Source organism: Paenalcaligenes sp. Me52 (assembly GCF_050487965.1).
Classification (GTDB): domain Bacteria; phylum Pseudomonadota; class Gammaproteobacteria; order Burkholderiales; family Burkholderiaceae_B; genus Paenalcaligenes.
The window spans coordinates 867,874-890,501 of the sequence record NZ_JBKQFO010000001.1; the positions used below are offsets into that span (position 1 = coordinate 867,874).

Annotated in this window: 17 protein-coding genes and 1 pseudogene; 9 read left to right on the forward strand and 9 right to left on the reverse strand. The window is 50.3% G+C overall.

Annotated features, from left to right (window positions below):
- Positions 1 to 92: 92 nt before the first annotated feature.
- Together dnaK and dnaJ are read left to right on the forward strand one after the other, a co-directional pair.
- Positions 93 to 2,015, forward strand: coding sequence for a molecular chaperone DnaK (dnaK, locus tag ACLO87_RS04070; RefSeq protein ID WP_135865138.1), 1,923 nt, complete (start codon positions 93 to 95; stop codon positions 2,013 to 2,015).
- A 100-nt stretch (positions 2,016 to 2,115) separates the two neighbouring features.
- Positions 2,116 to 3,249, forward strand: coding sequence for a molecular chaperone DnaJ (gene dnaJ / locus ACLO87_RS04075; protein WP_135865139.1), 1,134 nt, complete (start codon positions 2,116 to 2,118; stop codon positions 3,247 to 3,249).
- Positions 3,250 to 3,395: 146 nt separating this feature from the next.
- Here dnaJ and ACLO87_RS04080 read toward each other — a convergent pair whose 3' ends face one another.
- The 5 genes from ACLO87_RS04080 to mgtA form a co-directional block, all read right to left on the reverse strand.
- The gene (locus ACLO87_RS04080; protein ID WP_430222854.1) at positions 3,396 to 4,031 is read right to left on the reverse strand and encodes a response regulator transcription factor; all 636 of its coding nucleotides are present in this window, start codon (positions 4,029 to 4,031) and stop codon (positions 3,396 to 3,398) included.
- Positions 4,028 to 5,092, reverse strand: coding sequence for a sensor histidine kinase (locus tag ACLO87_RS04085; RefSeq protein ID WP_135865141.1), 1,065 nt, complete (start codon positions 5,090 to 5,092; stop codon positions 4,028 to 4,030). The genes ACLO87_RS04080 and ACLO87_RS04085 overlap by 4 nt, the downstream gene beginning before the upstream one ends.
- 30 nt (positions 5,093 to 5,122) lie before the next feature.
- Positions 5,123 to 5,827 carry an MgtC/SapB family protein gene (locus tag ACLO87_RS04090; RefSeq protein WP_135865143.1) on the reverse strand — a complete coding sequence of 235 codons (705 nt, stop codon included), beginning with the start codon at positions 5,825 to 5,827 and terminating at the stop codon, positions 5,123 to 5,125.
- A gap of 46 nt (positions 5,828 to 5,873) precedes the next feature.
- Complete coding sequence (locus tag ACLO87_RS04095; RefSeq protein ID WP_135865145.1) at positions 5,874 to 6,107, reverse strand: hypothetical protein; 234 nt, start codon at positions 6,105 to 6,107, stop codon at positions 5,874 to 5,876.
- 146 nt (positions 6,108 to 6,253) lie between these two features.
- The gene (gene mgtA / locus ACLO87_RS04100) at positions 6,254 to 8,944 is read right to left on the reverse strand and encodes a magnesium-translocating P-type ATPase (RefSeq protein WP_430222855.1); all 2,691 of its coding nucleotides are present in this window, start codon (positions 8,942 to 8,944) and stop codon (positions 6,254 to 6,256) included.
- Positions 8,945 to 9,331: 387 nt separating this feature from the next.
- On the opposite strand from mgtA, the gene ACLO87_RS04105 reads away from it, so the two are divergent.
- Complete coding sequence (locus ACLO87_RS04105; protein ID WP_430222856.1) at positions 9,332 to 10,534, forward strand: MFS transporter; 1,203 nt, start codon at positions 9,332 to 9,334, stop codon at positions 10,532 to 10,534.
- 640 nt (positions 10,535 to 11,174) lie between these two features.
- Here the strand turns inward: ACLO87_RS04105 and ACLO87_RS04110 are convergent.
- The 4 genes and pseudogenes from ACLO87_RS04110 to ACLO87_RS04125 form a co-directional block, all read right to left on the reverse strand.
- Positions 11,175 to 13,928 (reverse strand): annotated as a pseudogene (locus ACLO87_RS04110) (M16 family metallopeptidase); the annotation flags it as partial.
- A gap of 181 nt (positions 13,929 to 14,109) precedes the next feature.
- Entirely contained in the window at positions 14,110 to 15,291 is a 1,182-nt protein-coding gene (locus ACLO87_RS04115; protein WP_430222857.1) for a vWA domain-containing protein, read from the reverse strand.
- A 28-nt stretch (positions 15,292 to 15,319) separates the two neighbouring features.
- Positions 15,320 to 16,183 (reverse strand): AAA family ATPase, encoded by an 864-nt coding sequence (locus ACLO87_RS04120; RefSeq protein ID WP_430222858.1) that lies wholly within the window; start codon positions 16,181 to 16,183, stop codon positions 15,320 to 15,322.
- Between the two features lie 18 nt (positions 16,184 to 16,201).
- Positions 16,202 to 16,627, reverse strand: coding sequence for a DUF1841 family protein (locus tag ACLO87_RS04125; protein ID WP_135864031.1), 426 nt, complete (start codon positions 16,625 to 16,627; stop codon positions 16,202 to 16,204).
- A 46-nt stretch (positions 16,628 to 16,673) separates the two neighbouring features.
- Between ACLO87_RS04125 and ACLO87_RS04130 the strand changes: the two genes are divergently transcribed.
- From ACLO87_RS04130 to icd, 6 genes are all read left to right on the forward strand, one after another.
- Entirely contained in the window at positions 16,674 to 17,369 is a 696-nt protein-coding gene (locus ACLO87_RS04130; RefSeq protein WP_430222859.1) for an alpha/beta fold hydrolase, read from the forward strand.
- Positions 17,370 to 17,387: 18 nt separating this feature from the next.
- Positions 17,388 to 18,671 (forward strand): adenosylmethionine--8-amino-7-oxononanoate transaminase, encoded by a 1,284-nt coding sequence (bioA, locus tag ACLO87_RS04135; RefSeq protein WP_430222861.1) that lies wholly within the window; start codon positions 17,388 to 17,390, stop codon positions 18,669 to 18,671.
- Positions 18,668 to 19,819 carry an 8-amino-7-oxononanoate synthase gene (locus ACLO87_RS04140; RefSeq protein WP_430222862.1) on the forward strand — a complete coding sequence of 384 codons (1,152 nt, stop codon included), beginning with the start codon at positions 18,668 to 18,670 and terminating at the stop codon, positions 19,817 to 19,819. Before bioA ends, ACLO87_RS04140 begins: the two co-directional genes overlap by 4 nt.
- Positions 19,819 to 20,580: a malonyl-ACP O-methyltransferase BioC gene (gene bioC / locus ACLO87_RS04145; protein ID WP_430222863.1), complete on the forward strand. Its 762-nt coding sequence runs from the start codon at positions 19,819 to 19,821 to the stop codon at positions 20,578 to 20,580. Before ACLO87_RS04140 ends, bioC begins: the two co-directional genes overlap by 1 nt.
- Positions 20,573 to 21,217: a dethiobiotin synthase gene (bioD, locus tag ACLO87_RS04150; protein ID WP_135864023.1), complete on the forward strand. Its 645-nt coding sequence runs from the start codon at positions 20,573 to 20,575 to the stop codon at positions 21,215 to 21,217. The genes bioC and bioD overlap by 8 nt, the downstream gene beginning before the upstream one ends.
- A 149-nt stretch (positions 21,218 to 21,366) precedes the next feature.
- On the forward strand, positions 21,367 to 22,623 hold the full coding sequence (icd, locus tag ACLO87_RS04155; RefSeq protein ID WP_135864022.1) for an NADP-dependent isocitrate dehydrogenase: 1,257 nt from the start codon (positions 21,367 to 21,369) through the stop codon (positions 22,621 to 22,623).
- Positions 22,624 to 22,628 lie beyond the last annotated feature (5 nt).

Here is a 22,628-nt window from a genome sequence, read left to right on the forward strand (position 1 = left end):
ATGTTTAGCGAGTCCCCATCTGTAAATCATAGTAATAACTGAGTCGTATCCCTAAGTTGGGTACGCTGATTTTTGCAAGGTAAATCAAAAATATGAGCAAGATTATTGGTATTGACCTTGGTACAACCAACAGTTGTGTTGCCGTAATGGACGGTGACCAGGTCAAAATTATTGAAAACGCAGAAGGTACTCGTACCACCCCTTCCATCGTTGCTTACATGCCTGATGGTGAAGTACTGGTAGGTGCACCTGCTAAGCGTCAAGCAGTAACAAACCCACAGAACACATTGTTTGCTGTGAAGCGTTTGATTGGTCGTAAATTCGACGAAAAAGCGGTACAGAAAGATATCTCGTTGATGCCTTACAAAATCGTTAAGGCGGATAACGGTGATGCATGGGTTGAAGCCCAAGGCAAAGCGTTGGCTCCTCAGCAAGTTTCTGCTGACACCCTGCGCAAAATGAAGAAAACAGCTGAAGACTACTTGGGTCATGAAGTGACCGAAGCTGTGATCACTGTGCCTGCGTACTTCAACGACAGCCAGCGTCAAGCAACTAAAGATGCCGGCCGTATCGCTGGTCTGGAAGTAAAACGTATCATCAACGAACCTACTGCTGCGGCATTGGCGTTTGGTTTGGATAAGGCTTCCGACGGCGACCGTAAAATCGCTGTGTATGACTTGGGTGGTGGTACGTTTGACGTATCTATCATCGAAATTGCTGACATCGACGGTGAGAAACAGTTTGAAGTGCTGTCCACCAACGGTGACACCTTCTTGGGTGGTGAAGACTTTGACCAACGTATCATTGACTACATCATCGAAGAGTTCAAGAAAGAAAGTGGCGTAGACCTGTCCAAAGATGTATTGGCACTGCAACGTCTGAAAGAGTCCGCAGAAAAAGCCAAGATCGAACTGTCGTCTACACAACAGACTGAAATCAACCTGCCGTACATCACAGCAGATGCTTCCGGTCCTAAACACTTGAACCTGAAAATCACACGCGCCAAATTGGAAGCGTTGGTTGAAGATCTGATCGAGCGTTCTATCGAACCTTGCCGCATTGCTATCAAAGATGCAGGCGTGAAAGTGTCCGAGATCGACGATGTGATCTTGGTTGGTGGTATGACACGTATGCCTAAAGTGCAAGAACGTGTGAAAGAGTTCTTTGGTCGTGATCCACGTCGTGACGTGAACCCTGACGAAGCTGTTGCCGCTGGTGCAGCAATTCAAGGTTCTGTATTGTCTGGCGATCGTTCTGACGTATTGTTGTTGGACGTTACACCGCTGTCCTTGGGTATTGAAACCCTGGGTGGTGTGATGACCAAAATGATTCAGAAGAACACCACGATTCCTACTCGTCACTCGCAAGTGTTCTCCACAGCCGATGACAACCAGCCTGCGGTAACCATTAAGGTTTTCCAAGGTGAGCGTGAAATCGCTGCGGGTAACAAAGCGTTGGGTGAGTTCAATCTGGAAGGTATCCCACCAGCACAACGTGGTATGCCACAGATCGAAGTGACTTTCGACATTGACGCAAACGGTATTTTGCACGTTTCCGCCAAAGACAAAGGCACAGGTAAAGAGAACAAAGTTACCATCAAAGCCAACTCTGGTTTGAGCGATGAAGAAGTACAGCGCATGATGCAAGACGCCGAGGCTCACGCCGAGGAAGATCGTCGTTTGGCTGAACTGGCTACAACACGCAACAACGGTGAAGCACTGGTGCACTCTACACGTAAATCGTTGGAAGAGTACGGTGACAAACTGGAAGCTAGCGAGAAAGAAGCCATTGAGGCTGCTATCGCCGAGCTAGAAGGTGCATTGAAAGATGGCGACAAAGAAGCCATCGATGCCAAAGTCGAAGCATTGAGCACTGCATCGCAGAAACTGGGCGAGAAAATGTATGCTGATATGCAGGCTCAGGCCGCTGCACAGCAAGCAGGCGAAGACGGTGCTAAACCCGCGGATGAAAACGTGGTTGACGCTGACTTCAAAGAAGTGAAGCGCGATCAGTAATCCAGTGACTGTGCACTGACAGGCCCGGTAGCCAACCTTATGTGTGGGCTCCGGGCATCCTTTTTTCCATGAAAAGGCTTTTACTAGCCTGACAGTCAAAATGGCAAAACGCGATTTATACGAAATACTGGGTCTCGCCAAAAATGCGAGCCAGGATGAGATCCGCAAAGCCTATCGCAAGATGGCAATGAAGTACCACCCGGATCGTAATCCTGACAGCAAAGAGGCCGAAGAGAAGTTCAAGGAAGCAAAAGAGGCTTACGAAATTCTGAGCGATGAGCAGAAACGTGAAGCTTACGACCGCTATGGCCATGCTGGTGTGGATCCTAGTGCTGCCGGTATGGGCGGCATGGGTGGTGGCGGAGGTTTTGGTGGGTTTGGTGACCTGGGCGATATCTTTGGTGAAATCTTTGGTGGCGCGGGACGCCGTGGCCAAGGTGGACCACAAGTCTACCGTGGTGCAGATTTACGGTACTCGTTGGAAATCAGCCTAGAGCAGGCAGCCAAAGGTTTTGACACGGAAATCCGAGTACCTAGCTGGGAAAATTGTTCGGTTTGTGACGGTTCTGGTGCGAAGCCAGGCAGCTCACCTACTACATGTGGTACATGTGGTGGCTCGGGTGCCGTACGCATGCAGCAAGGCTTCTTTAGCGTGCAGCAAACCTGCCCTACATGTCATGGTTCAGGTAAAGAGATCAAAGATCCTTGTACCGCATGTCATGGTGAAGGCCGCAAACGTGTAGAGAAAACACTGCAAGTGAAGATTCCTGCCGGTATTGATGACGGCATGAGCATTCGCTCTATGGGTAACGGTGAGCCTGGTGTGAACGGTGGCCCAGCCGGTGACTTGTATGTGGAAATTCAGCTTAAACCGCATGGTATTTTCCAGCGTGACGGCGATGACCTGCACTGCAGCTTGACCATTCCATTCACGACAGCAGCACTGGGTGGTGAAGTGGAAGTGCCTACCCTAACAGGCCGAGGCGAGATCTCTATTCCTGAAGGCACTCAAACTGGAAAAACTTTCCGTTTGCGTGGCAAAGGGATTAAGGGAGTGCGTTCTAGCTATCCCGGCGATTTGTACTGCCACATTCAGGTAGAAACACCTGTGCGCTTGAGTGAAGAGCAGAAGAAAATTCTGCGTCAATTCGAAGAAGCGCTGAAATCAGGTGGTGACAAACACTCTCCCAAAAGCGAGTCGTGGACAGACAAGGTGAAGAACTTCTTCTCCTAAGTGTGTCTCACACAAAAAAACCGGTGACGTTTAGGCGTACACCGGTTTTTTTACGACTACTGATAGGTATGGCGTCTATACGCGTTAGGCGATGTAGGCATTGTAACTAAGCCCCTATGCCATCAGCGCCAACCCATCAACAAGACTTAGGGCTGCAATTGCAGCCTATCTGCCATGCGTACCAGTTCAGCCAGTGAGCCAGCCTCCATGGTGCGCATTACTTGCCCGCGACGTACTTTGACGGTGATTTCACTCACATGCAATTGGCTGGCAATTTGCTTGTTCAGCAAGCCTTGTACCACTAAGCGCATGACGGATTGTTCACCCGTGGTGAGCTTATTCCAGCGATCACGCAGCACGGTGATTTGTGCTTCTTCTTGTCGACGTTGCGTGTCTTTTTGCAGCCCTAATTGGATGGCATCCAGTAGGTCTTGGTCGCGGAAAGGCTTGGTGAGGAATTCTATTGCTCCATTTTTCATGGCCTCTACACCCAGCGCGATATCGCCGTGACCAGTGATAAAAATAGTAGGCAGTTGAATACCGTATTGGGCCATGTGTCTATGGAAGTCCATGCCGCTTTGGCCTGGCATACGTATATCCAGAATTAAACAGCCAGGGGAGTCTTCCACGCCTTGATCCAGAAACTCTTGCACCGAACTATAGGTACGAGTGTTCAAGCCTACCGATGCCAGCAGGTCGTCCAGTGCGGCGCGCATGGATGGGTCATCATCAATAATGTAGACCAAGGTGTTGGAGGTATCGGTGGTTTGAGTAGACGTCATGAGCTGGCAACAGAGTGATTCAGGGGAAGAATAAATTGAAAACGGGCACCGCCTTCAGGACGGTGGGAGGCCCAAATACGCCCTTGATTGGCCTCCATGATGGTGCGGCTAATGGCTAGCCCCAAGCCCACACCAGTTTCCTTTTCAGTCCAGAATGCATCAAACATATGTTCTAGCGCATCGTTACTGAAGCCTTTGCCGGAGTCGGTAATCCCCACCAACAACGCGCCTTGTTCATCCACTTGAGTGGTGAATTCTATTTCACGGTGTGGGTTGCGCGAATTCTGACGTATGCTTTCAATGGCGTTATTCAGCAGGTTACCTAGAACTTGCTGTAATTGTATGCGGTCGGCGAATACCTTAGGCAGGTTTTCCGCCAAGCTAAGTTTCAGCGAAATATTATGGCGGTCTAATTCGTTACGCGAAAACTGCACCACTTCTACAATGGCCTGATTCATATCGAATAGGCTGGCTTGTGGAGCTTCGCCTCGGGTAAGGGCGCGTATGCGAGTGATGACAGCACTGGCACGGTTGGCATCGGCGATAATGCGTTCAATGGCCAAGCGTGCTTTTTCCATATTCGGCGGTTCAAAGTTAAGCCAACGTTGGCAAGCATTACTGCTGGCGATAATCGCCCCTAGCGGTTGGTTCACCTCGTGAGCAATAGAAGCGGCCATCTCACCTAAGCTGGTGATGCGAGAGAGCTGTTGTAGCCGTGCTTGCGAGACCTCTGCTGCCGTGCGGGCTGCCATGATTTTGATGCCCAGTAACGAGGTGATGCCAATCGCCACCAAACTGATGGCGGTATTTAACAGGCCTATTTCATACTCGCCGTCGTTGGTGAGATAAAAGCTCACAATGGTTAGGGTGATGCAGGCTGCCGATAACCAACTGACAGTACGTACACTGTATAAGTTCGTGGCGGCGAGTAGTACCGCACAGTAGAAAACAGCGAATGCAATCGCATAATCCGTGACGGTATCAGCAATGAAAATTGCGGCCATTACTACCGCAATAGTAAGGCCGCCTAGAATACGGCGAAAGTTCAGGCTACCCGTCATGGTGTGTCCTTGGTGAGCAAAATGGCGTCGTTAATCTTCGTGATCAGAAACTGTACGCCAGCGTACCGATGTTACCATTGGCTCCAAACTCAGCCTACCAATGACTTGCTCTACCAATCTATCTTGTTTGTCTTCAGCACGTACCAACGCATTTACTTCTACGCGGTTGGTGTCCTCGATGTCGGTGCTTTCCAACTCTTGGATGTGAATGTTTTGCCCTAGATCTCGCAGCAGTAGGGCACGCACATGCGCCTCGGCTTCGCTGTAGCACACCAAGGTGATGCTGTAGCTGTTGGTGATGTCAGTGTTGCTGATGGCTTGGCGCTCAATTAAACGCACCAGAGGGCGCAGCAAGCCGTTCACTCCGATAATGAAAAAAGCGGCAATGGTGGCGTGGAATATATAGCCTGCACCACACAATACACCAATGGCAGCCGAGCACCATAAGGTGGCAGCGGTATTCAGACCGCGTACGTTCATGCCTTCTTTAAAAATAATCCCGGCACCTAAAAAGCCTATGCCAGACACCACTTGTGCGGCAATACGGGTAGGGCTAGCTTCACCAGGAAATAGCCCTGCAAAAATTACAAAGGTGGCAGCACCTAATGCCACCAAGGTGTTGGTTCGTAGTCCGGCCTGACGCTGGTGCCATTGCCGCTCAAACCCTACTAGCCCGCCCAGTACTAAAGCACCGAACAGGTTGATGGCAACAGAAGACAGATCGTGAAAATCCATAATGCGAATCCTCCAAGACTAAGAACCAACGAGGTCATTAATATGTTTATGAAGCCTGTGTGACGCTAGCACGTTTGGATGTCTGAGTTGTGTCAGAGTGTTGTGCTGCGTTGTTGGCTGTGTCCACGGTAGCGGCTTGGGTTGCCCATGACAAGGCCAGCAATCCAAAGAGCGACACCAGATACAGCGCCACAACAGAAAAGTACAGGCGGTGTGTATGCAGTGCAGTAAAGCGGCGAGTCAGGGAGTGGTGGACACCAGAAAAAGCGATACGGAACATGGGAGCCTCCAATGTGTTGAGGTTCCCACTATGCGTTGCTTAGTGTGGGAACCAGTGTGTAGAAAAAGGGTGAAGAGGGTGTGTCTCAACGCATAGACAACACATCGATCCCGGGTCATCGTCCATAGAAATCTCCTAGAGTAAGGTTAGAACCAACGGCCAAAGCGGCGTATGTAAAGCGTTTTCATCAGTTGGGCTGTCAGGCAATAACTGAACAAAATGCCCACTAACCACGGGAAGTATTCCCATGGCAATGCTTCTAGCCCCAACATAGGCCCCAATGGGGAGAAGGGCAGATACAGGCCTAAAGCCATAATGCTGCCTGTCATGAGCAACACTGGTAAGGTGGCCGTACTTTGCAGGAACGGCACTTTTTGGGTGCGCAACATATGTACTACCAGTGTTTGCGACAGTAAGCCTTCAATAAACCAGCCCGACTGAAACAGCGCTTGTGCCGAAGGGCTGTTCGCCGCAAAGATAAACCACAATACGGCGTAGGTAAGTAAGTCGAAAATGGATGATGTAGGCCCCATGAACAACATAAACCGGCCGGTATTGCGAGCATCCCATTTACGCGGTTTGGCTAAAAACTCTTTATCCATTTTGTCCCATGGCAGCGAGAGCTGCGACAGGTCGTACAACAGGTTTTGTATCAGCAGTTGTATGGCCAGCATGGGTAAAAACGGGATGAAAGCACTGGCGATCAATACCGACAATACGTTGCCAAAGTTAGAGCTGGCTGTCATGTTTAGGTACTTGAGTATGTTGCCAAAGGTCTCTCTACCTTTGATAACGCCTTCCTCTAATACCAATAAACTTTTTTCCAGCAAAATAATGTCGGCTGACTCTTTGGCAATATCAGCGGCACTGTCTACCGAAATGCCTACATCGGCCTCGCGTAGGGCTGGGGCATCGTTAATTCCGTCTCCTAAAAAGCCTACGGTATGACCATTGGCTTGTAGGGCTTTGAGTATGCGCGACTTTTGCAACGGTGTAAGTTTGGCAAACACGGTGCGCTCTTCTACTTTTTGGCGCAGTGCTACATCGTCTAACAAATCAATTTCACTGCCCATCAAGGCCACACCAGGGGACAAGCCTACTTCTTTACAAATACGACCTGTGATGATGTCGTTATCGCCTGTTAGCACTTTGATGCTTACCCCATGAGCGTGTAACGCTTGCATGGCTGCGTTGGCACTGTCCTTGGGTGGGTCTAGAAAAATCAACAGACCGCGTATGACTAAACTGTGTTCATCGTTAGTGCTGTATTGCTCACCGCGTTGCTCATCCGTAATGTCTCGAGTGGCAATGACCACCACCCTAAAACCGTCTTGGTGGTAGGCGCGGGCCATTGTCAGTAAGCTAATGCGGCGAGCATCGGTAAGTGCAATGGTTTGTTGCTCATGCACGATATGGGTAGATACCGCCAGCATCTCTTCTACTGCACCTTTGCAAATCAATTGGTGTGCGCCCGAAGCGTTGGCAACGACTACCGATAATCGTCTACGTACAAAGTCAAAAGGCATCTCATCTACCTTTTGCCATTGTTGTAGTGCGTCTAGATGTTTAGGGGAAGCTTCTGCAAAACGTAGTACGGCTTGATCGATGAGGTTAGGTACACCACTTTGGTTGTGGCTGTTTAACCAGGCCAGTTGCAGCACGGTGGCATCATTAACACCGGTGGTACTGACGTGTTTAGCCAAGATCACTTTGTCTTGGGTGAGTGTGCCGGTTTTATCCGTACACAATACATCCATGGCACCAAAGTTCTGGATAGCATTTAAGCGTTTAACTACTACCTTACGTTTGGCCATGGCTAGTGCGCCTTTGGCCAAATTGGCGCTCACAATCATGGGCAGCATTTCAGGGGTAAGCCCCACCGCTACCGCCAAGGCAAACACAAAGGCCTCTACCCAATCCCCTTTGCTCACGCCATTGATGACAAAGACCAAAGGCACCATGACCAGCATAAAACGTATCAACAACCAGCTCACGCTGTTCACGCCACGGTCAAAAGCAGTTTGTGAGCGGGTGCCTACAATGGAATGCGCAAGCGATCCAAAATAACTGCGTTTGCCTGTGGCGAGCACTACGGCTGTGGCGGTGCCGCTGACGACGTTAGTGCCCATAAAACCAATGTTTGGGGTATCCAATAGGGTGTTCGCATCGGTCGCAAAAGGCTGCGGCGTATGCTGCTTTTCTACAGGTATAGATTCACCCGTTAGCATGGCTTGGCTAACAAACAAATCACGTGACTCTATTAGCCGTACATCGGCAGGAATCATGTCGCCAGCCCGTAAGCTAATTAAGTCGCCTTCTACCAATTGCTCTATAGGTAATTCCTGTGTGTGTGGCCTGGCTTGCACAACACTGCGGCGTGTCACCGTGGCGGTGGTACGTACCATGGCTTTTAATGCTGCCGCAGCACGGGTAGAGCGGTATTCCTGAATAAAGCGCATTACCGCACTGGCTAATACCATGGTCAAAATAATGATCATGCTGGCAGGCGCAGCGGCATGGCCGGCTTGCCAGGGCAACCAAATATCTGTGATGGCACTAATACTCGCTAATACCAACAGCACCACAATAAATGGGTTTTTAAAGGTGCTCAAAAACTGTCGCAGTGCCGAGGGTGTTTGCTCGTGCGCAATGACATTTAAACCGTCCCGTTGCTGACGCTCTGTTACGTCAGCAAGCAATAAACCGTGTGGGTGTGCGCCTACATTTTTCAAGGTGGTGTGTAAGGTCTGTGGGGCTTCACTTTGCGCGCGCAATGTACGTGTTTGAGCAGCCGGTTTGGGCGCTACACGTGAGAGAGCAAAAGCAAAGAAAGTCATGGATGAGACCTCTGCCATGACACAACAGGCAGCGGCTCATCAGCGCCGTGTGTTTAGTTCGGCAGGGGGAACCGCATGGCGTTGTTTCTGCCATGGTTATTAAGACAATAGGATGAATGCGTTGTAGGTGGCTTCATGCCTGATTCAGCTAAGAAATAGACAGAAAGTATTATGCGATGCCTAGCGCGCGTAAACCAGACTACGTGTGTATGTACTGATCAAACTAAGAGGTGGTGTGGCTATACCTTGGTATAGCCATACTGTGGTGAGCGAGCCATGATGTGCTCTATGGCATTCTCTTTTTTATTTACATGCATTACGTATGTATATAAGATTTATACATACGATGTGTATGTTAATGCTAGTAGGAACTGGAGAATCAGGAGAATGTCGGTGTACGCACAGTACAAAACACTACTCAATAGCCCCGAAGTGAGGGCGTTTGTATGGGCCGGGTTAGTGGCCCGATTAGCCTTGCCCATGATGGGTATAGGCATCATCACCTTGCTAGTGCAGTGGCGAGATAGTTATGCGTTGGCGGGCGCTGTCTCTGCGACCTTTGTACTGGCTTATGCGATGTTATCGCCACAGACTTCGCGTTGGGTAGATAGCAAAGGGCAGGGTTATGTATTGCCACGTATTACGGCTTTATGTGTGAGCGGTGGCGTGGTGCTGGTAGCAGGTACATGGTGGCCCTTGCACGATAGCGTGTTGTTTGTAGGGGCAGTGCTACTGGGATTCATGCCTAGCGTATCTGCCTTAATACGTGCCAGGTGGACGGCACGCTTAGCAGGGCAATCCTCCTTGCAAACGGCTTACTCATTGGAAACAGTGTTGGATGAGTTGAGCTTTATTGTGGGGCCACCGCTGTCGGTGGGGCTGAGTGTTTTGCTGTTTGCACAAGCGGGGGTGTTGTTGGCGTTGCTGATGCTGATATTGGGTGCAACAGCGCTGATACGGCAGCAGGCTACAGAGCCTAAGGTAGTGGCGTTGAATAACATCGCAAGACGATCTCTGTTGTTATCCACACCTGTTGTGCCGCTATTAACGCTGCTGATGGTAGCGATGGGGGTAATGGTGGGGACAGTAGATATTTTGAGTGTGGCCTTTGCCGAACAACAAGGTCAACCTGCCGCAGCCAGCGTGGTGTTGTCTGCCTATGCAGTGGGTTCGTGTGTGGCGGGTTTGGTGTTTGGGGCACGGTCCTTTGCTACACCTTTGTCTACGCAGTTGGCGTGGGGTGGCATAGCCATTGCAGCGAGTACTTTGCCCTTTTTATGGGTAGACAGCGTGTTGGGGTTAAGCGCGACAGTCATGGTGGCAGGGCTGTGTTTTGCTCCCACTATGATTGTGGCAATGTCGTTAGTGGAGCGTAGCTTAACTGCCTCGCAAATTACCGAAGGCATGACATGGCTATTGGCTGGGCTTAACAGTGGTGTAGCACTAGGGGCAAGCTGGTCGGGGCGTTTAGTTGATGAGGCCGGTGCCAGTGCTGGTATTGCTGTGTTGTGGTGGGCAGGGGCAGCAGTGCTGATAATGGCTGTGACGGGAACAGTACAACTGCGTAAACAATCTAGTGTGGCATGTTAAAAAAATACCCCCAGTCTACGGCGTGGCAGACTGGGGGTATGGATATGTCAGGTCATTATGGGTTGCTAGCGACCTGAGCTTCTTCTTGATCATTAGTCTGCGTCGCATCCACTGTGGGGGCGGAGCTAGGAGCAACAGCATGATCTGCTACCACGGGTTTGCTGGCTGCTGGCTCTACAGCGTTGGTTGTAGACTGCTTTTCAGTGGCAGTGGCAGTGGCAGTGGCAGTGGCAGTGGCAGTGGTAGCAGTAGCAGTAGCAGTAGCAGTAGCAGTAGCAGGCTCGGTGCGACTTGCTACAAGGTCATCACTAGCTGCTACAGGCTCCCTACTGGCCGTGGCAGGTTCGACGCTGTTCGCTATGTGGGCTTCTCCTGCTGTTGTAGGTTCAGTAGTACTGGCTGTTTGCAAGTCATTGGCTACTGTAGCTTGAGCACTGCTCGCTACAGGTGGTTCTGTGCTTACAGTCGCTGGCTCGGCAGCACTGGAGGTGTGTGACTCGCTGGCAGCGGGGGCTGCATCAATGGCTGGCTGCGGATCACTGGCTGCTTTGGCATCACTTTGTGGTGCGGTGCTTTCTACTGATTGAGGTAGATCCTCTGGCGCTTCAGTTGGAGCAATAGCAGTAGGTGCTGTATCGCTCGTAGCTTGTTGCTTACTTTGATCCGCCGCAATAGCAATGCTGAGTTTTTTAGGATCTAGATACTTTCTCAGCGTGTCATTCACCTGTTTAGCATCCAGTTTTTTCAGCGCTTCATCAATTTCAGCAGACCATGCAAAGCTGCGGTTTTGATCCAAGTATCTAGACCATGTGTTGGCCAAGATAGCATCGCGGCTGCGTGATAGCTCACGGTATTTCAGCATAGCATCTACCGCTTGCGTTACTTCTTCCTCGGTAAAGCCATCTTGCAGAACTTTTTGGATTTCTTCCTGAATGGCGGCGGCGACTTTGCCAGAGTTCTCAGGTGCATGTATGGCGTAGAAAATCCAATTAGCATTAGGCTCGTAGGATGAGGTATTCAACATGCTACGCACATCGTAAGACAAGCCATCTTGCACACGTACTCGGTTCCACAATCTGGAAGTCTCAGACTGCCCCAACATGTAATTGGCAAGGTACAGGGCAGGGAAATCTGCATCTGTGTCTTGCAATGGCATGTTTTGTTTGGCCATGTAGAATGCGTTGGCTTTGTCCGGGGTGTTAATCAAAAACTCTTCGGCTTCCACTTCGTGGTAGGGGTTCTCAGGGCGTACATAGGCTGGTGAGGCTTTCCACTGATTCAGTCCCTCTATCAGTGCTTGTTGAACTATTTCGGGGTTAAAACTACCCGCTGCACTGAAGCGTACATTACCAGTGCCGTAGAATTGGTCATAAAACTCCAACAGGTCTTTATGAGAGAGTGCTTTGGTTTCATCAAGACTTTCTTGCAGCGTAGGCACATAGCGAATATCGTCTTTGGGCCATGCATTTTCATGCTGAGTCAGTGCCTGAGCGGCTAGCTCTGTAGGCTCTGTCATCGCATTTTGGTAGGCAGTGATAAGCTGGGTTTTGTATTTTTCCAGCTCGTCTGCCGGTAGACTGGCACTACGCAAAATCTCTAGCACTAGGTTGATGACAGCAGGCAGGTTTTCACCTAGCGTGGAGATGCTAACGTTAATGCCTGTGCTGTGGCCGCTAAAGCTTACATCGGCTTGCAGCTCAGTAAAACGGTCTGCTATTTCTTGGCGGCCGCGTTGCTGTGTACCAAAGCGAAGCAAGCTGGCTACGGTAGAGCCTATTGCACGCTTACCTTTTAGGCTTTCGGCATCACCAAACTGCAGGCTTAATACAGCCTCAACGCGATCACCACGAGTTGCTTTGGGCAGCAAGGCTAGCTCAACGGTGCCTAAGCCTTCGTTCAGCGTGAGCACAGGGCGTTGAGTTTGTGCGTCGATATTGGCTGGTGATATGTCAAAGCTGGCCGTTTCTTGTACCAGCTCTTTGCCTTTGTAATCGCTCACCAAAGACTCAATATCTACGACCTCGGCTTTGGGGGCGCGTTTGGGTGCTTCGGTAGGAATGTATTGGCCGTTAGTACGGTTATCCGCCACAAGCCAACGCTCAATAGCAGTTTGTACATCTGCTGTTTTCAGTTGCTCTACGCGATCACGGCTAATGAAGAACAGTCTCCAGTCGCCAATGGCGGCATTTTCTGACAAGGCAGAAGCCAATTGTGCAGGGTCTGCATAGACGCTAGACCAACCGTTCAGCCATTGGTTACGGATACGGTTTACTTCTTCATCGGTGAATGGCTGCTCATGCACGTTGGTGACGGTTTGATTCAAGACTTGCAGAGCTTGCTCTTGGTTCATTTCGCCTTGCAGTTCAGCCGCAAACAAGGCGTAACCAGGGTCATGCATACCAGCTGTAAAACCAAACACACTAGTGGCTAAATTCTGATCTACCATCGCTTTGTACAAGCGGCCTGATGGCGTATCACCCAAGATGCCTACGCCTATACTGACAGGGATGTACTCTGGATCAGCTTCTGCTGGAATGTGGTACAGAGCCGCTACAATGGGCGAGCCACCTTGACGACGCAAGGAAACCGAGCGTGTGCCATCTTGCACAGGCTCTACGGTGTATTCCGGTGGTAGTTGGCGAGTAGGTTTGGGAATAGCCCCAAAGCTTTCGGCAATTTGCGCCAGCGTTTGATCGGTATCGAATTTACCGCTTACGATCAAAATGGCGTTATCGGGTTGATAGTATTCTTTGTAGAAAGCCTTAAGTTGGACCACGTCCACGTTTTCCACATCAGAGCGTGCGCCAATGGTCGACTTACCGTAGTTATGCCATTGGAAGGCAGCGGCTTGCATTTGCTGCATCAGAATACGGAATGGGCTGTTTTCACCGCGTTCCATTTCATTGCGCACCACCGTCATTTCGGCATCTAGATCGCTTCTGGAAATGGTGGCATTCACCATCACATCTGCTTGCCATTCCAAATACCATTTCAAGGTATCGTCGTTAGCGGCGAAGCTCGCGTAATAGTTGGTTCTATCACCCGAAGTGGTACCGTTTGCTGCCAAACCGCGTTTGGAGAATTCTGCTAAAGCATTAGGCAAGGTAGGGGTGCCGCGAAATAGCATGTGTTCCAACAAGTGGGCCATCCCCGTTTGACCATAGTTTTCCTGGCGAGAGCCTACCAAATAGGTCATGTTGACCGTGATATTTGGTCTGGAGGTGTCGGCAGCCAATAGTACGCGTAGACCATTTTCTAATCGGTATTCGGTAACGCCTTCTACACTGGCTCCTTGGACTACACCTTCTGGTAGGGCATAAACGCTGACTGGCATCAGGCTAAACAGCGCTAGCCCAAGTCCGGCAGTTATGCGTGAAACTCGGATGGACAGCATGTGTGGATTCCCTTGTTGAACATGAATGGCAACAGAATGCTCGTTAAGCTAAGGCCTCTACTGTACAGGGAGATACTAGAATACGAAACAGTCGTAATCGTGAGAAAACGCAACCAAAATCCCTGCACCGTGTAGAGCAGTGATGTTGGGCGGCATTCTAAGATGTTAGCGAAAGTTAATCTTACCGAGCGAGGTTCTGCATGGCGCTTTCTAAACCTTGCAAGCTAAGGTCGTACATGCGTCCACCCATAAGTTTCTGAATAGTCAGTATGGATTGGTGGTACGACCAGTAACGCTGTGGTTCTGGGTTTAGCCACGCGGCATGAGGCCATTGATCCAGTAAACGCTGAATCCAGACTGCGCCACTTTCGTCGTTGTAATGCTCTACGCTACCACCCGGCATCATGATTTCATACGGGCTCATGGTGGCATCCCCTACGAAAATCAGTGTCCAGTCGTCGCCGTAGCGATGCAGTATATCCATAGTAGGAATACGCTCTTGGTGGCGACGGTGGTTCTGTGTCCACAGCCCTTCATAGGGGCAGTTATGGAAGTAGTAAGCATGCAGGTGTTTGAACTCGCTGCGAGCTGCAGAAAACAATTCCTGCACAAGAGCAATGTGGTCATCCATGCTGCCGCCCACGTCTAATAGCATCAGCACTTTGACGGCATTATGACGCTCGGCTCGCATTTGAATATCAAGCAGGCCAGCATTGTGAGCTGTCTGGCGTATGGTGTTTTCCAGATCCAGCTCGTTTTGTTGGCCGTCACGGGCAAACCTACGCAAGCGGCGTAGTGCCATTTTAAAGTTACGCGTACCTAATTCTTGCTGGTCATCGTAGTCTTTAAACTCACGTTGTTCCCAGACTTTAACGGCGGTTCTATGACCTGCCGATGGGCCACCTACGCGTATGCCTTCAGGGTGGTAGCCACCATGACCAAAGGGCGAGCTGCCTCCTGTGCCAATCCATTTGTTGCCGCCGGCATGTCGCTCGGTTTGTTCAGCTAAGCGCTCTTTGAACAGCTCCATCAGCTTGTCCCAGCCGTGCTTCTGTATCGCCGCACGATCTTCTGCGCTCAGATGCCGCTCAAAGTTTTTAATCAGCCAATCAAGAGGGATTTGGCTGGCATCTGGGTCAGCCTCTAACTTCATCTGATGCTGTTCGTAAAACTGCGCGAACGCTCTGTCGTATTTGTCGTAGAGGCTTTCGTCTTTAATCAGAATCAGCCGTGCCAAGCGGTAAAAATCTTCCACACGAGTGGGCATTACCGGTTGGCGCAACGCATCCAACAGCGTTAAGTATTCACTTAAGGATACCGGCAGTTGATGAGCGCGCAGATGATAAAAGAAGTCGATGAACATGGCAGCAGCTAAAGCCCACGCTGTGATCTTAGGATCGCAGCAGTCGTCCTAAGCGATTCAGCAGGGTGAGGTCTTGTTCGTTTTTCAGCAAAGCACCCGCCATCATCACTGCATGTTGGCCTGGCTGCTGGGCAGCGGCTTGCAGTTGTTCAGGGGTGATACCTTCGTGCAGCAGCAGATTGATCCAATCTAGAAACTCAGAAGTAGAGGGTTTCTTTTTCAAGCCGGGGGTGTCGCGCAAGGCAAAGAACACATCCATGGCTTGATTCAGCAGTTCGCTTTTTAGCAGTGGAAAGTGCAACTGCACAATTTGCTGCAAAGTGTCGCGATCAGGGAAGCGAATGTAGTGGAAGAAACAGCGGCGCAAGAACGCATCTGGCAGCTCTGTCTCGTTATTCGAGGTGATGATAATCAGGGGGCGATGGCGCGCTGTGACGGTTTGCTGTGTTTCGTACACATGAAAGCTCATCTGATCCAGTTCACGCAACAAGTCGTTGGGGAACTCGATGTCTGCTTTGTCTATTTCATCAATCAGCACCACCGTCGGTACATCGCTTTCAAAGGCTTGCCACAACACACCCTTCACAATGTAGTGCGCAATGTCATGCACACGAGGGTCGCCCAACTGCGAATCACGTAAACGCGATACCGCATCGTATTCGTACAAGCCTTGTTGCGCTTTGGTGGACGACTTAATGTGCCATTGCAGCAGGGGGCGGCCCAGAGATTTGGCTACTTCTTCTGCCAAGTGTGTTTTGCCAGTGCCTGGCTCACCTTTAATCAGCAAAGGGCGTTGCAGCGCTAAGGCGGCATTCACCGCCATGCTGAGGTCATCGGTAGCAATATACTGATCGGTACTGGAAAAGCGGGCAGAAGTATCAGAAGCAGACATGGCAAACAAAAGAAAGGGTTAGCGGGTGCTATAACGGTTAATCAATTCAATATAGCGCTCGTTATCAAGCGGCTTATTCAAGCGCTGGGCTTCCCAGATGATTTCACCTAGGGCATCCATAATGCAGTGCACCGCCTCATGCGGGCTACGCTGCTGTAATAGACGATTGTAAGCGGCCTTGATGCCGGGGGGCTGATCAATGGATAGCTGCTCGTGTATGGCTAAGTGCATAGACAGGTGTAGGAAAGGGTTGGTTTGCCCTTCCTCTACGGTAAAGTCTGCTTGCACAGCATCAGGGTTACGTAGCAGGTCGTGGTATTCAGGGTGCTCTCGTACCCAGTCCACCGCAATGGTTTCGATGGGGGTGAGTACACCCTTCTGTTGGTCTTTTTGCCAGGCCTCGACAAAAAACTGTCGTACCTGTTCGCGGCTGGGGTTGAACATGCGTATCTAATCTCGTGCAGTATCGTATCTGGTATTATTTTACGCCATGAATTTTGTATTATTGCCCGGCTTCGGTTTGGGGGCTTTTCCACTACAACGTTTGATGGATGGTTTGCAGACAAAGGGGCACGGTGTCTCTCTTGTAGACCTCCCACAAGACCCGTCGTGGCAGTCCTATCTTTCTACATTAACACCTCCGCAAACGCCCAGTGTATTAGTGGGCTGGTCGCTTGGCGGCCAAGTGGCGACGTTGTTAGCCCAAGAGTGGGGCTGTGCCTTGGTAACGCTGGCATCCAATCCGCGTTTTTGTGCAACTGACGATTGGCCATGTGCCATGCCAGTAGACGACTTTCGTGCCTTTGAGCAGCGTTATATTGCGCAGCCTGATAAATCACGCCTGCGCTTTGCTGCCTTAGTGTGTCAGGGAGAGGCTCAGGCTAAAGATTATGTGGGGCAACTACGTAGCAGCTTTGAACATAGCGTAGATGTATCAGCAAGTGCCCAGCAGTTGCGTCTGTTGGCTGAACTGGACACGCGTTCAGTACTGGCGTCGTTGTCGGTTCCTCAGTATCATTTTTTTGCAGGGCAGGATGCATTAGTTCCTGCTGACGTTGCGCAGCACTTAGCGTTACCGTCTGCGTCATCACAGGTATTCCAATGGGCGGATGCCAGTCACTTTTTGCCTTACACGCATGCGCCACAACTGGTTGAAGCGCTGTGTGAGCTATTCCCCGGAGAGTAGACAGTGAGTCACCACACTATGAACACAGATGCTTTTGATAGAGAGCATCTGTGGCACCCCTATACTTCAGCCGTGAATCCGTTGCCGGTCTATAAGGTTAGTCATGCGCAGGGTTCAACCATTGTGTTAGAGGATGGCACAGCCTTAATTGATGGTATGTCTTCGTGGTGGTGTGCCATTCATGGTTATAACCATCCCGTGTTGAATCAAGCGGCCAGCGATCAATTGCAGAAAATGTCGCATGTGATGTTTGGCGGTTTTACCCATGATCCAGCAATTGAGTTAGGTAAGCTTTTGCTGCAGATCGCACCACCTACAATGGACCGCATTTTTTACGCTGATTCAGGTTCTGTAGCAGTAGAGGTTGCTTTGAAAATGGCGGTGCAGTATTGGGCAGTACAGGGTAGAACACAAAAGCAAAATATTGCCACCATACGGCAGGGTTACCACGGCGATACGTGGAATGCGATGTCGGTGTGCGACCCCGTAACGGGTATGCACCAGATTTTCGGGACTAGCCTACCCACACGTTTGTTTGTGTCGGCTCCTGAGAGTGGTTTCTATGACGAATGGGATGACGCGGATATACACGAGTTGGAACAGCTATTTGCGACCAATCATCATGAGATGGCGGCCTTCATCATAGAGCCTATTGTGCAAGGCGCGGGCGGCATGCGTTTTTATCATCCCCAGTATTTGGTGGAGCTGAAACGCCTGTGTGAACAGTACGGTGTATTGCTGATTTTTGATGAGATCGCTACGGGCTTTGGCCGCACCGGGAAAATGTTTGCGTGGGAACACGCTAATGTGCAGCCAGACATCATGTGCATTGGTAAAGGCTTAACAGGCGGGTACATGACCTTATCAGCAGTACTGGCCACCGCCAAGGTTGCCGAAGTGTTGTCCAGTGGTTCGCCAGGCGTGTTTATGCATGGCCCCACCTTTATGGGGAATCCGTTGGCCTGTGCGGTGGCGCGTAGTTCTACGCAGTTGCTGTTATCACAAGATTGGCAAGGTACTGTGCAGCATATTGAAGCTCAACTGAACCAACAGCTAGCACCCGCTAAATCGTGGTCGTGGGTACGTGATGTACGTGTGCTGGGAACAATAGGCGTGATCGAAATGCAAGAGCCTGTAGACATGGGCGCCTTGCAAAAAGAATTTGTAAAACGTGGCATTTGGGTACGACCCTTTGGGCGCTTGGTGTACATCATGCCGCCCTATGTGATCAGCGACGATGAGTTGCGCACGCTCACTACCGAACTGTTGGCCGTAGTACAGCAACTAGGGGGTGGGCAATGAGTTGGCAGCAGCACTTTGTCGCTGCACAAGAAAAACAGCGTGAACAAGGCACGCTACGTCAGTTAAATAGCTTTGAGCATCACGATACTCAACTGCGTAGACACGGGCAGCAGTGGTGCAACTTAGCGTCTAACGACTATTTGGGATTAGCGTCCGATCACAGCTTAAAGCAGCAGTTCTATGCGCAACTTAATGAGGTGGACTCGGCCTTGTCGGCATCGTCGTCACGATTGCTAACGGGGTCATTCTCTACCCATGCAGCATTAGAGCAGATCTTAGCCACGGTGTTTGGGCGTGAGGCAGCATTGGTGTTTGGTAGCGGCTACCACATGAATTTGGGCATATTGTCGGCTATCACTGACAAGCAAACCCTGGTGTTGGCCGACAAGTTAGTGCACGCCAGCATGATTGATGGTTTGCGCTTAAGCCCTGCTAAGTTGCTGCGCTATAAACATAACGATTTGCAGCATCTAGAGCAGTTGCTAGAGGCCCATCACAACGACTACGCACGTGTGCTGATCGTGACAGAAAGCATTTTTAGCATGGATGGTGATCTGGCTGATTTGCCCGCGCTGGTACAGCTCAAGCAGCGTTATCCACACGTGGCCTTGTATGTGGATGAAGCGCATGCCGTAGGGGTACGTGGTGAAACTGGATTAGGGTGTGCTGAAGAACAGCAGTGCGTGCAAGAAATTGATTTTCTGGTGGGCACGTTTGGCAAAGCGCTGCACTCGGTTGGTGGTTATGTATTGTGTTCGCAGGTAGTGCGTGATTTTCTCATCAACCACATGCGTCCCTTTATTTTCAGCACGGCGTTGCCACCCCTGAATATGGCGTGGACGCACTTTGTCTTGCAGCGCATGGCATCACTGCAAGACAGGCGCGACAGATTGAATCATCTTACTTTACGCCTGCGTGAGCGCGTGGCGCAGCAGTACGATCAGCATTTATCTGCCTCACATATCGTGCCGGTGGTGCTAGGCAGTAATGAGGCGGCTTTGGACAAAGCGCGCCAGTTGCAAGAGCAAGGTTTGTGGGTGATGGCGGTACGCCCACCTACTGTGCCAGTGAATCAAGCACGTTTACGCATTTCACTGACTGCCGATGTGCCCGATGCAGACTTTGATCGGCTGCTAGCATGCCTGTAATGGATAAAGCCCTAGTACGGCAGCGCTTTAGAAAAGCGGGGGCGCAGTACACGCAGCAAGCACAGGTACAGCAGCAGATGGCTAAACAACTGTGGCAGTACGCTGAACAGTTCGTACCAGCGCCTCAGCGTGTACTGGAAATTGGCTGTGGGCAAGGTGGGTTCACGCAGTATTTGCGTGGCTGGTCGCCGTTGCAGAAAATAGTGCTGAATGATTTGTATCTGCCTCGCGAGGCATTGCAGGCCTTGTTCCCTGATGAAGTAGAGGTGCAATACGTGGAGGGCGATATAGAAACCTTAGCGTTGCCCTCAGGTATAGATGCGGTAGTGTCTGCGGCCTCTATGCAATGGTTGATGGATGTGCCTCGCCTGTTGCAGCGTTTGCATGCGAGTTTGAACGCAGGTGGCCATGTAGTGTTGTCTACTTTTGGGCCAAAACAGTATCACGAAATACGGCAACTTACCGGACAAGGCTTGCAGTATTACAGCGCGCAGGCATGGCAACATTTATTGTCAGTTGAGTTTGATGTGCTGCTGGTGCAGCAAGAGCAACAGTGCTTGTGGTTCGATTCGCCGTGGGATGTGCTTAAGCATTTGCAGCAGACCGGCGTGACCGGAGCAGGGCAGTGGCAGTGGAACAAGACGCGTTTGCGAACATTTATGGCGCAGTATGTACAACAGTATGGGCGTGGCGAAGGCGATGATGCTGTGTCGCTTACCTATCACCCTATTTATTTGATTGCCAGGAAAAAACATGGCTAAGACCTATTTTGTAGGCGGCATAGATACCAACATTGGTAAAACCGTCACCACCGGCTATATCGCGGGGCAATGGCTGCGCGAAGGGCATAACGTCATTACCCAAAAACTGGTGCAAACGGGTAACCCGCATATTTCCGAAGATATTGTGCAGCACCGCAGTTTGATGGGTATGGGTCTGATTGAAGACGATTACCAAGGCTGGACTATGCCGCAGGTGTTTTCGTATCCAGCATCACCGCATTTGGCAGCACGGTTGGATGGCAAGGTGGTGGATGTGGATGCCATTGCTAAGGCTACCCATTATTTGGAGCAGCGTTACGACCGTGTGCTGGTGGAGGGGGCTGGTGGATTGTTAGTACCGCTTACGGATGATTTGCTCACGCTAGACTACGTACAGCAAAAACAGTGGCCCATTATTCTGGTGACCACAGGGCGTTTAGGTAGCATTAGCCATACGCTATTAAGCTTGCAGGCTATAGCGCAGCGCAAGCTACAGGTAGAGGCCGTTGCCTACAACCATATCCATGACCACGAAGACGAACGTATTGCCCAAGATACATTGCAGTACCTACGAAACTACGTACAGCAGCACCATCCTGAAGCTCGATTTCTTGAGGTTCCAGTGGTGGAGTTGTAGTGCTGTCCACTACAATGGCAGAGAGAATTTGATCCAAACGCATGTCTTTTTCATGTTTGGATCAGATTTGGGCTAAACTCTTATATAAGACTGGGGCGAGACGACCATCGGGTTTTTCACATTCGCCTGTTTTCTACTTTGGAGCACTCATGTCCTATCAGCACATCAAGGTCCCCTCAGAGGGACAGAAAATCACGGTTAATGCCGACTTTTCTCTCAACGTACCAGATCAGCCAATTATCCCTTTTATCGAAGGTGATGGTACTGGTGTAGATATTTCGCCCGTAATGATCAAGGTCGTTGATGCGGCTGTTGCTAAAGCATACGGTGGCAAACGCAAAATTCATTGGATGGAAGTGTACGCTGGTGAAAAATCCACACGTGTATACGGCCCTGATGTTTGGCTGCCAGAAGAAACAATGGAAGCCGTTAAAGACTACGTTGTTTCCATCAAAGGTCCTCTGACTACACCTGTTGGCGGTGGTATTCGTTCGTTGAACGTTGCACTGCGTCAGCAATTGGATCTGTACGTTTGTTTGCGCCCAGTACGCTACTTCACTGGCGTGCCTTCACCTGTGCGTGAACCCGAAAAAACCAACATGGTTATCTTCCGTGAGAACTCCGAAGATATCTACGCTGGTATCGAATTCGAAGCTGAATCCGCTAACGCCAAGAAACTGATTGCATTCTTGCAAAACGAATTGGGCGTGAACAAAATCCGTTTCCCTAATACTTCTGGTATTGGCGTGAAACCTGTGTCCAAAGAAGGTACACAGCGTTTGGTTCGCAAAGCTATTCAGTACGCTATCGACAACGATCGCTCCTCTGTGACTATTGTTCACAAAGGCAACATCATGAAGTTCACCGAAGGTGGCTTCCGTGATTGGGCTTACGAACTGGCACGTACAGAGTTCGGCGCTGAGTTGATCGACGGTGGTCCATGGTGCAAATTCAAGAATCCTAAAACAGGTAAAGAAATCATTGTTAAGGATTCCATCGCTGACGCATTCTTGCAGCAAATCTTGCTGCGTCCTGCCGAGTACGATGTTATTGCTACATTGAACTTGAACGGTGACTACGTTTCCGACGCTTTGGCTGCTCAAGTGGGTGGTATTGGTATTGCTCCAGGCGCTAACTTGTCTGACTCCGTTGCGATGTTCGAAGCTACACACGGTACAGCACCTAAGTACGCTGGCAAAGACTACGTGAACCCAGGTTCTGTAATCCTGTCTGCAGAAATGATGCTGCGTCACATGGGCTGGACAGAAGCTGCTGACCTGATCATTTCCAGCATGGAAAAATCCATCAACTCCAAAAAAGTAACTTACGACTTTGCTCGTTTGATGGAAGGCGCAACACAAGTTTCTTGCTCTGGCTTCGGCGAAGTCATGATCTCGAACATGTAATTCTG

Excerpts from the sequence above, each read along its gene's own strand:
- bioC (WP_430222863.1), top strand. The coding sequence starts at position 19,819 with ATGGATAAAGCCCTAGTACGGCAGCGCTTTAGAAAAGCGGGGGCGCAG.
- dnaJ (WP_135865139.1), top strand. The coding sequence starts at position 2,116 with ATGGCAAAACGCGATTTATACGAAATACTGGGTCTCGCCAAAAATGCG.
- ACLO87_RS04130 (WP_430222859.1), top strand. The coding sequence starts at position 16,674 with ATGAATTTTGTATTATTGCCCGGCTTCGGTTTGGGGGCTTTTCCACTA.
- bioA (WP_430222861.1), top strand. The coding sequence starts at position 17,388 with ATGAACACAGATGCTTTTGATAGAGAGCATCTGTGGCACCCCTATACT.
- ACLO87_RS04125 (WP_135864031.1), bottom strand. The coding sequence starts at position 16,627 with ATGTTCAACCCCAGCCGCGAACAGGTACGACAGTTTTTTGTCGAGGCC.
- dnaK (WP_135865138.1), top strand. The coding sequence starts at position 93 with ATGAGCAAGATTATTGGTATTGACCTTGGTACAACCAACAGTTGTGTT.
- ACLO87_RS04115 (WP_430222857.1), bottom strand. The coding sequence starts at position 15,291 with ATGTTCATCGACTTCTTTTATCATCTGCGCGCTCATCAACTGCCGGTA.
- ACLO87_RS04120 (WP_430222858.1), bottom strand. The coding sequence starts at position 16,183 with ATGTCTGCTTCTGATACTTCTGCCCGCTTTTCCAGTACCGATCAGTAT.
- bioD (WP_135864023.1), top strand. The coding sequence starts at position 20,573 with ATGGCTAAGACCTATTTTGTAGGCGGCATAGATACCAACATTGGTAAA.
- ACLO87_RS04085 (WP_135865141.1), bottom strand. The coding sequence starts at position 5,092 with ATGACGGGTAGCCTGAACTTTCGCCGTATTCTAGGCGGCCTTACTATT.
- icd (WP_135864022.1), top strand. The coding sequence starts at position 21,367 with ATGTCCTATCAGCACATCAAGGTCCCCTCAGAGGGACAGAAAATCACG.
- ACLO87_RS04090 (WP_135865143.1), bottom strand. The coding sequence starts at position 5,827 with ATGGATTTTCACGATCTGTCTTCTGTTGCCATCAACCTGTTCGGTGCT.
- ACLO87_RS04105 (WP_430222856.1), top strand. The coding sequence starts at position 9,332 with ATGTCGGTGTACGCACAGTACAAAACACTACTCAATAGCCCCGAAGTG.
- mgtA (WP_430222855.1), bottom strand. The coding sequence starts at position 8,944 with ATGACTTTCTTTGCTTTTGCTCTCTCACGTGTAGCGCCCAAACCGGCT.
- ACLO87_RS04095 (WP_135865145.1), bottom strand. The coding sequence starts at position 6,107 with ATGTTCCGTATCGCTTTTTCTGGTGTCCACCACTCCCTGACTCGCCGC.
- ACLO87_RS04080 (WP_430222854.1), bottom strand. The coding sequence starts at position 4,031 with ATGACGTCTACTCAAACCACCGATACCTCCAACACCTTGGTCTACATT.
- ACLO87_RS04140 (WP_430222862.1), top strand. The coding sequence starts at position 18,668 with ATGAGTTGGCAGCAGCACTTTGTCGCTGCACAAGAAAAACAGCGTGAA.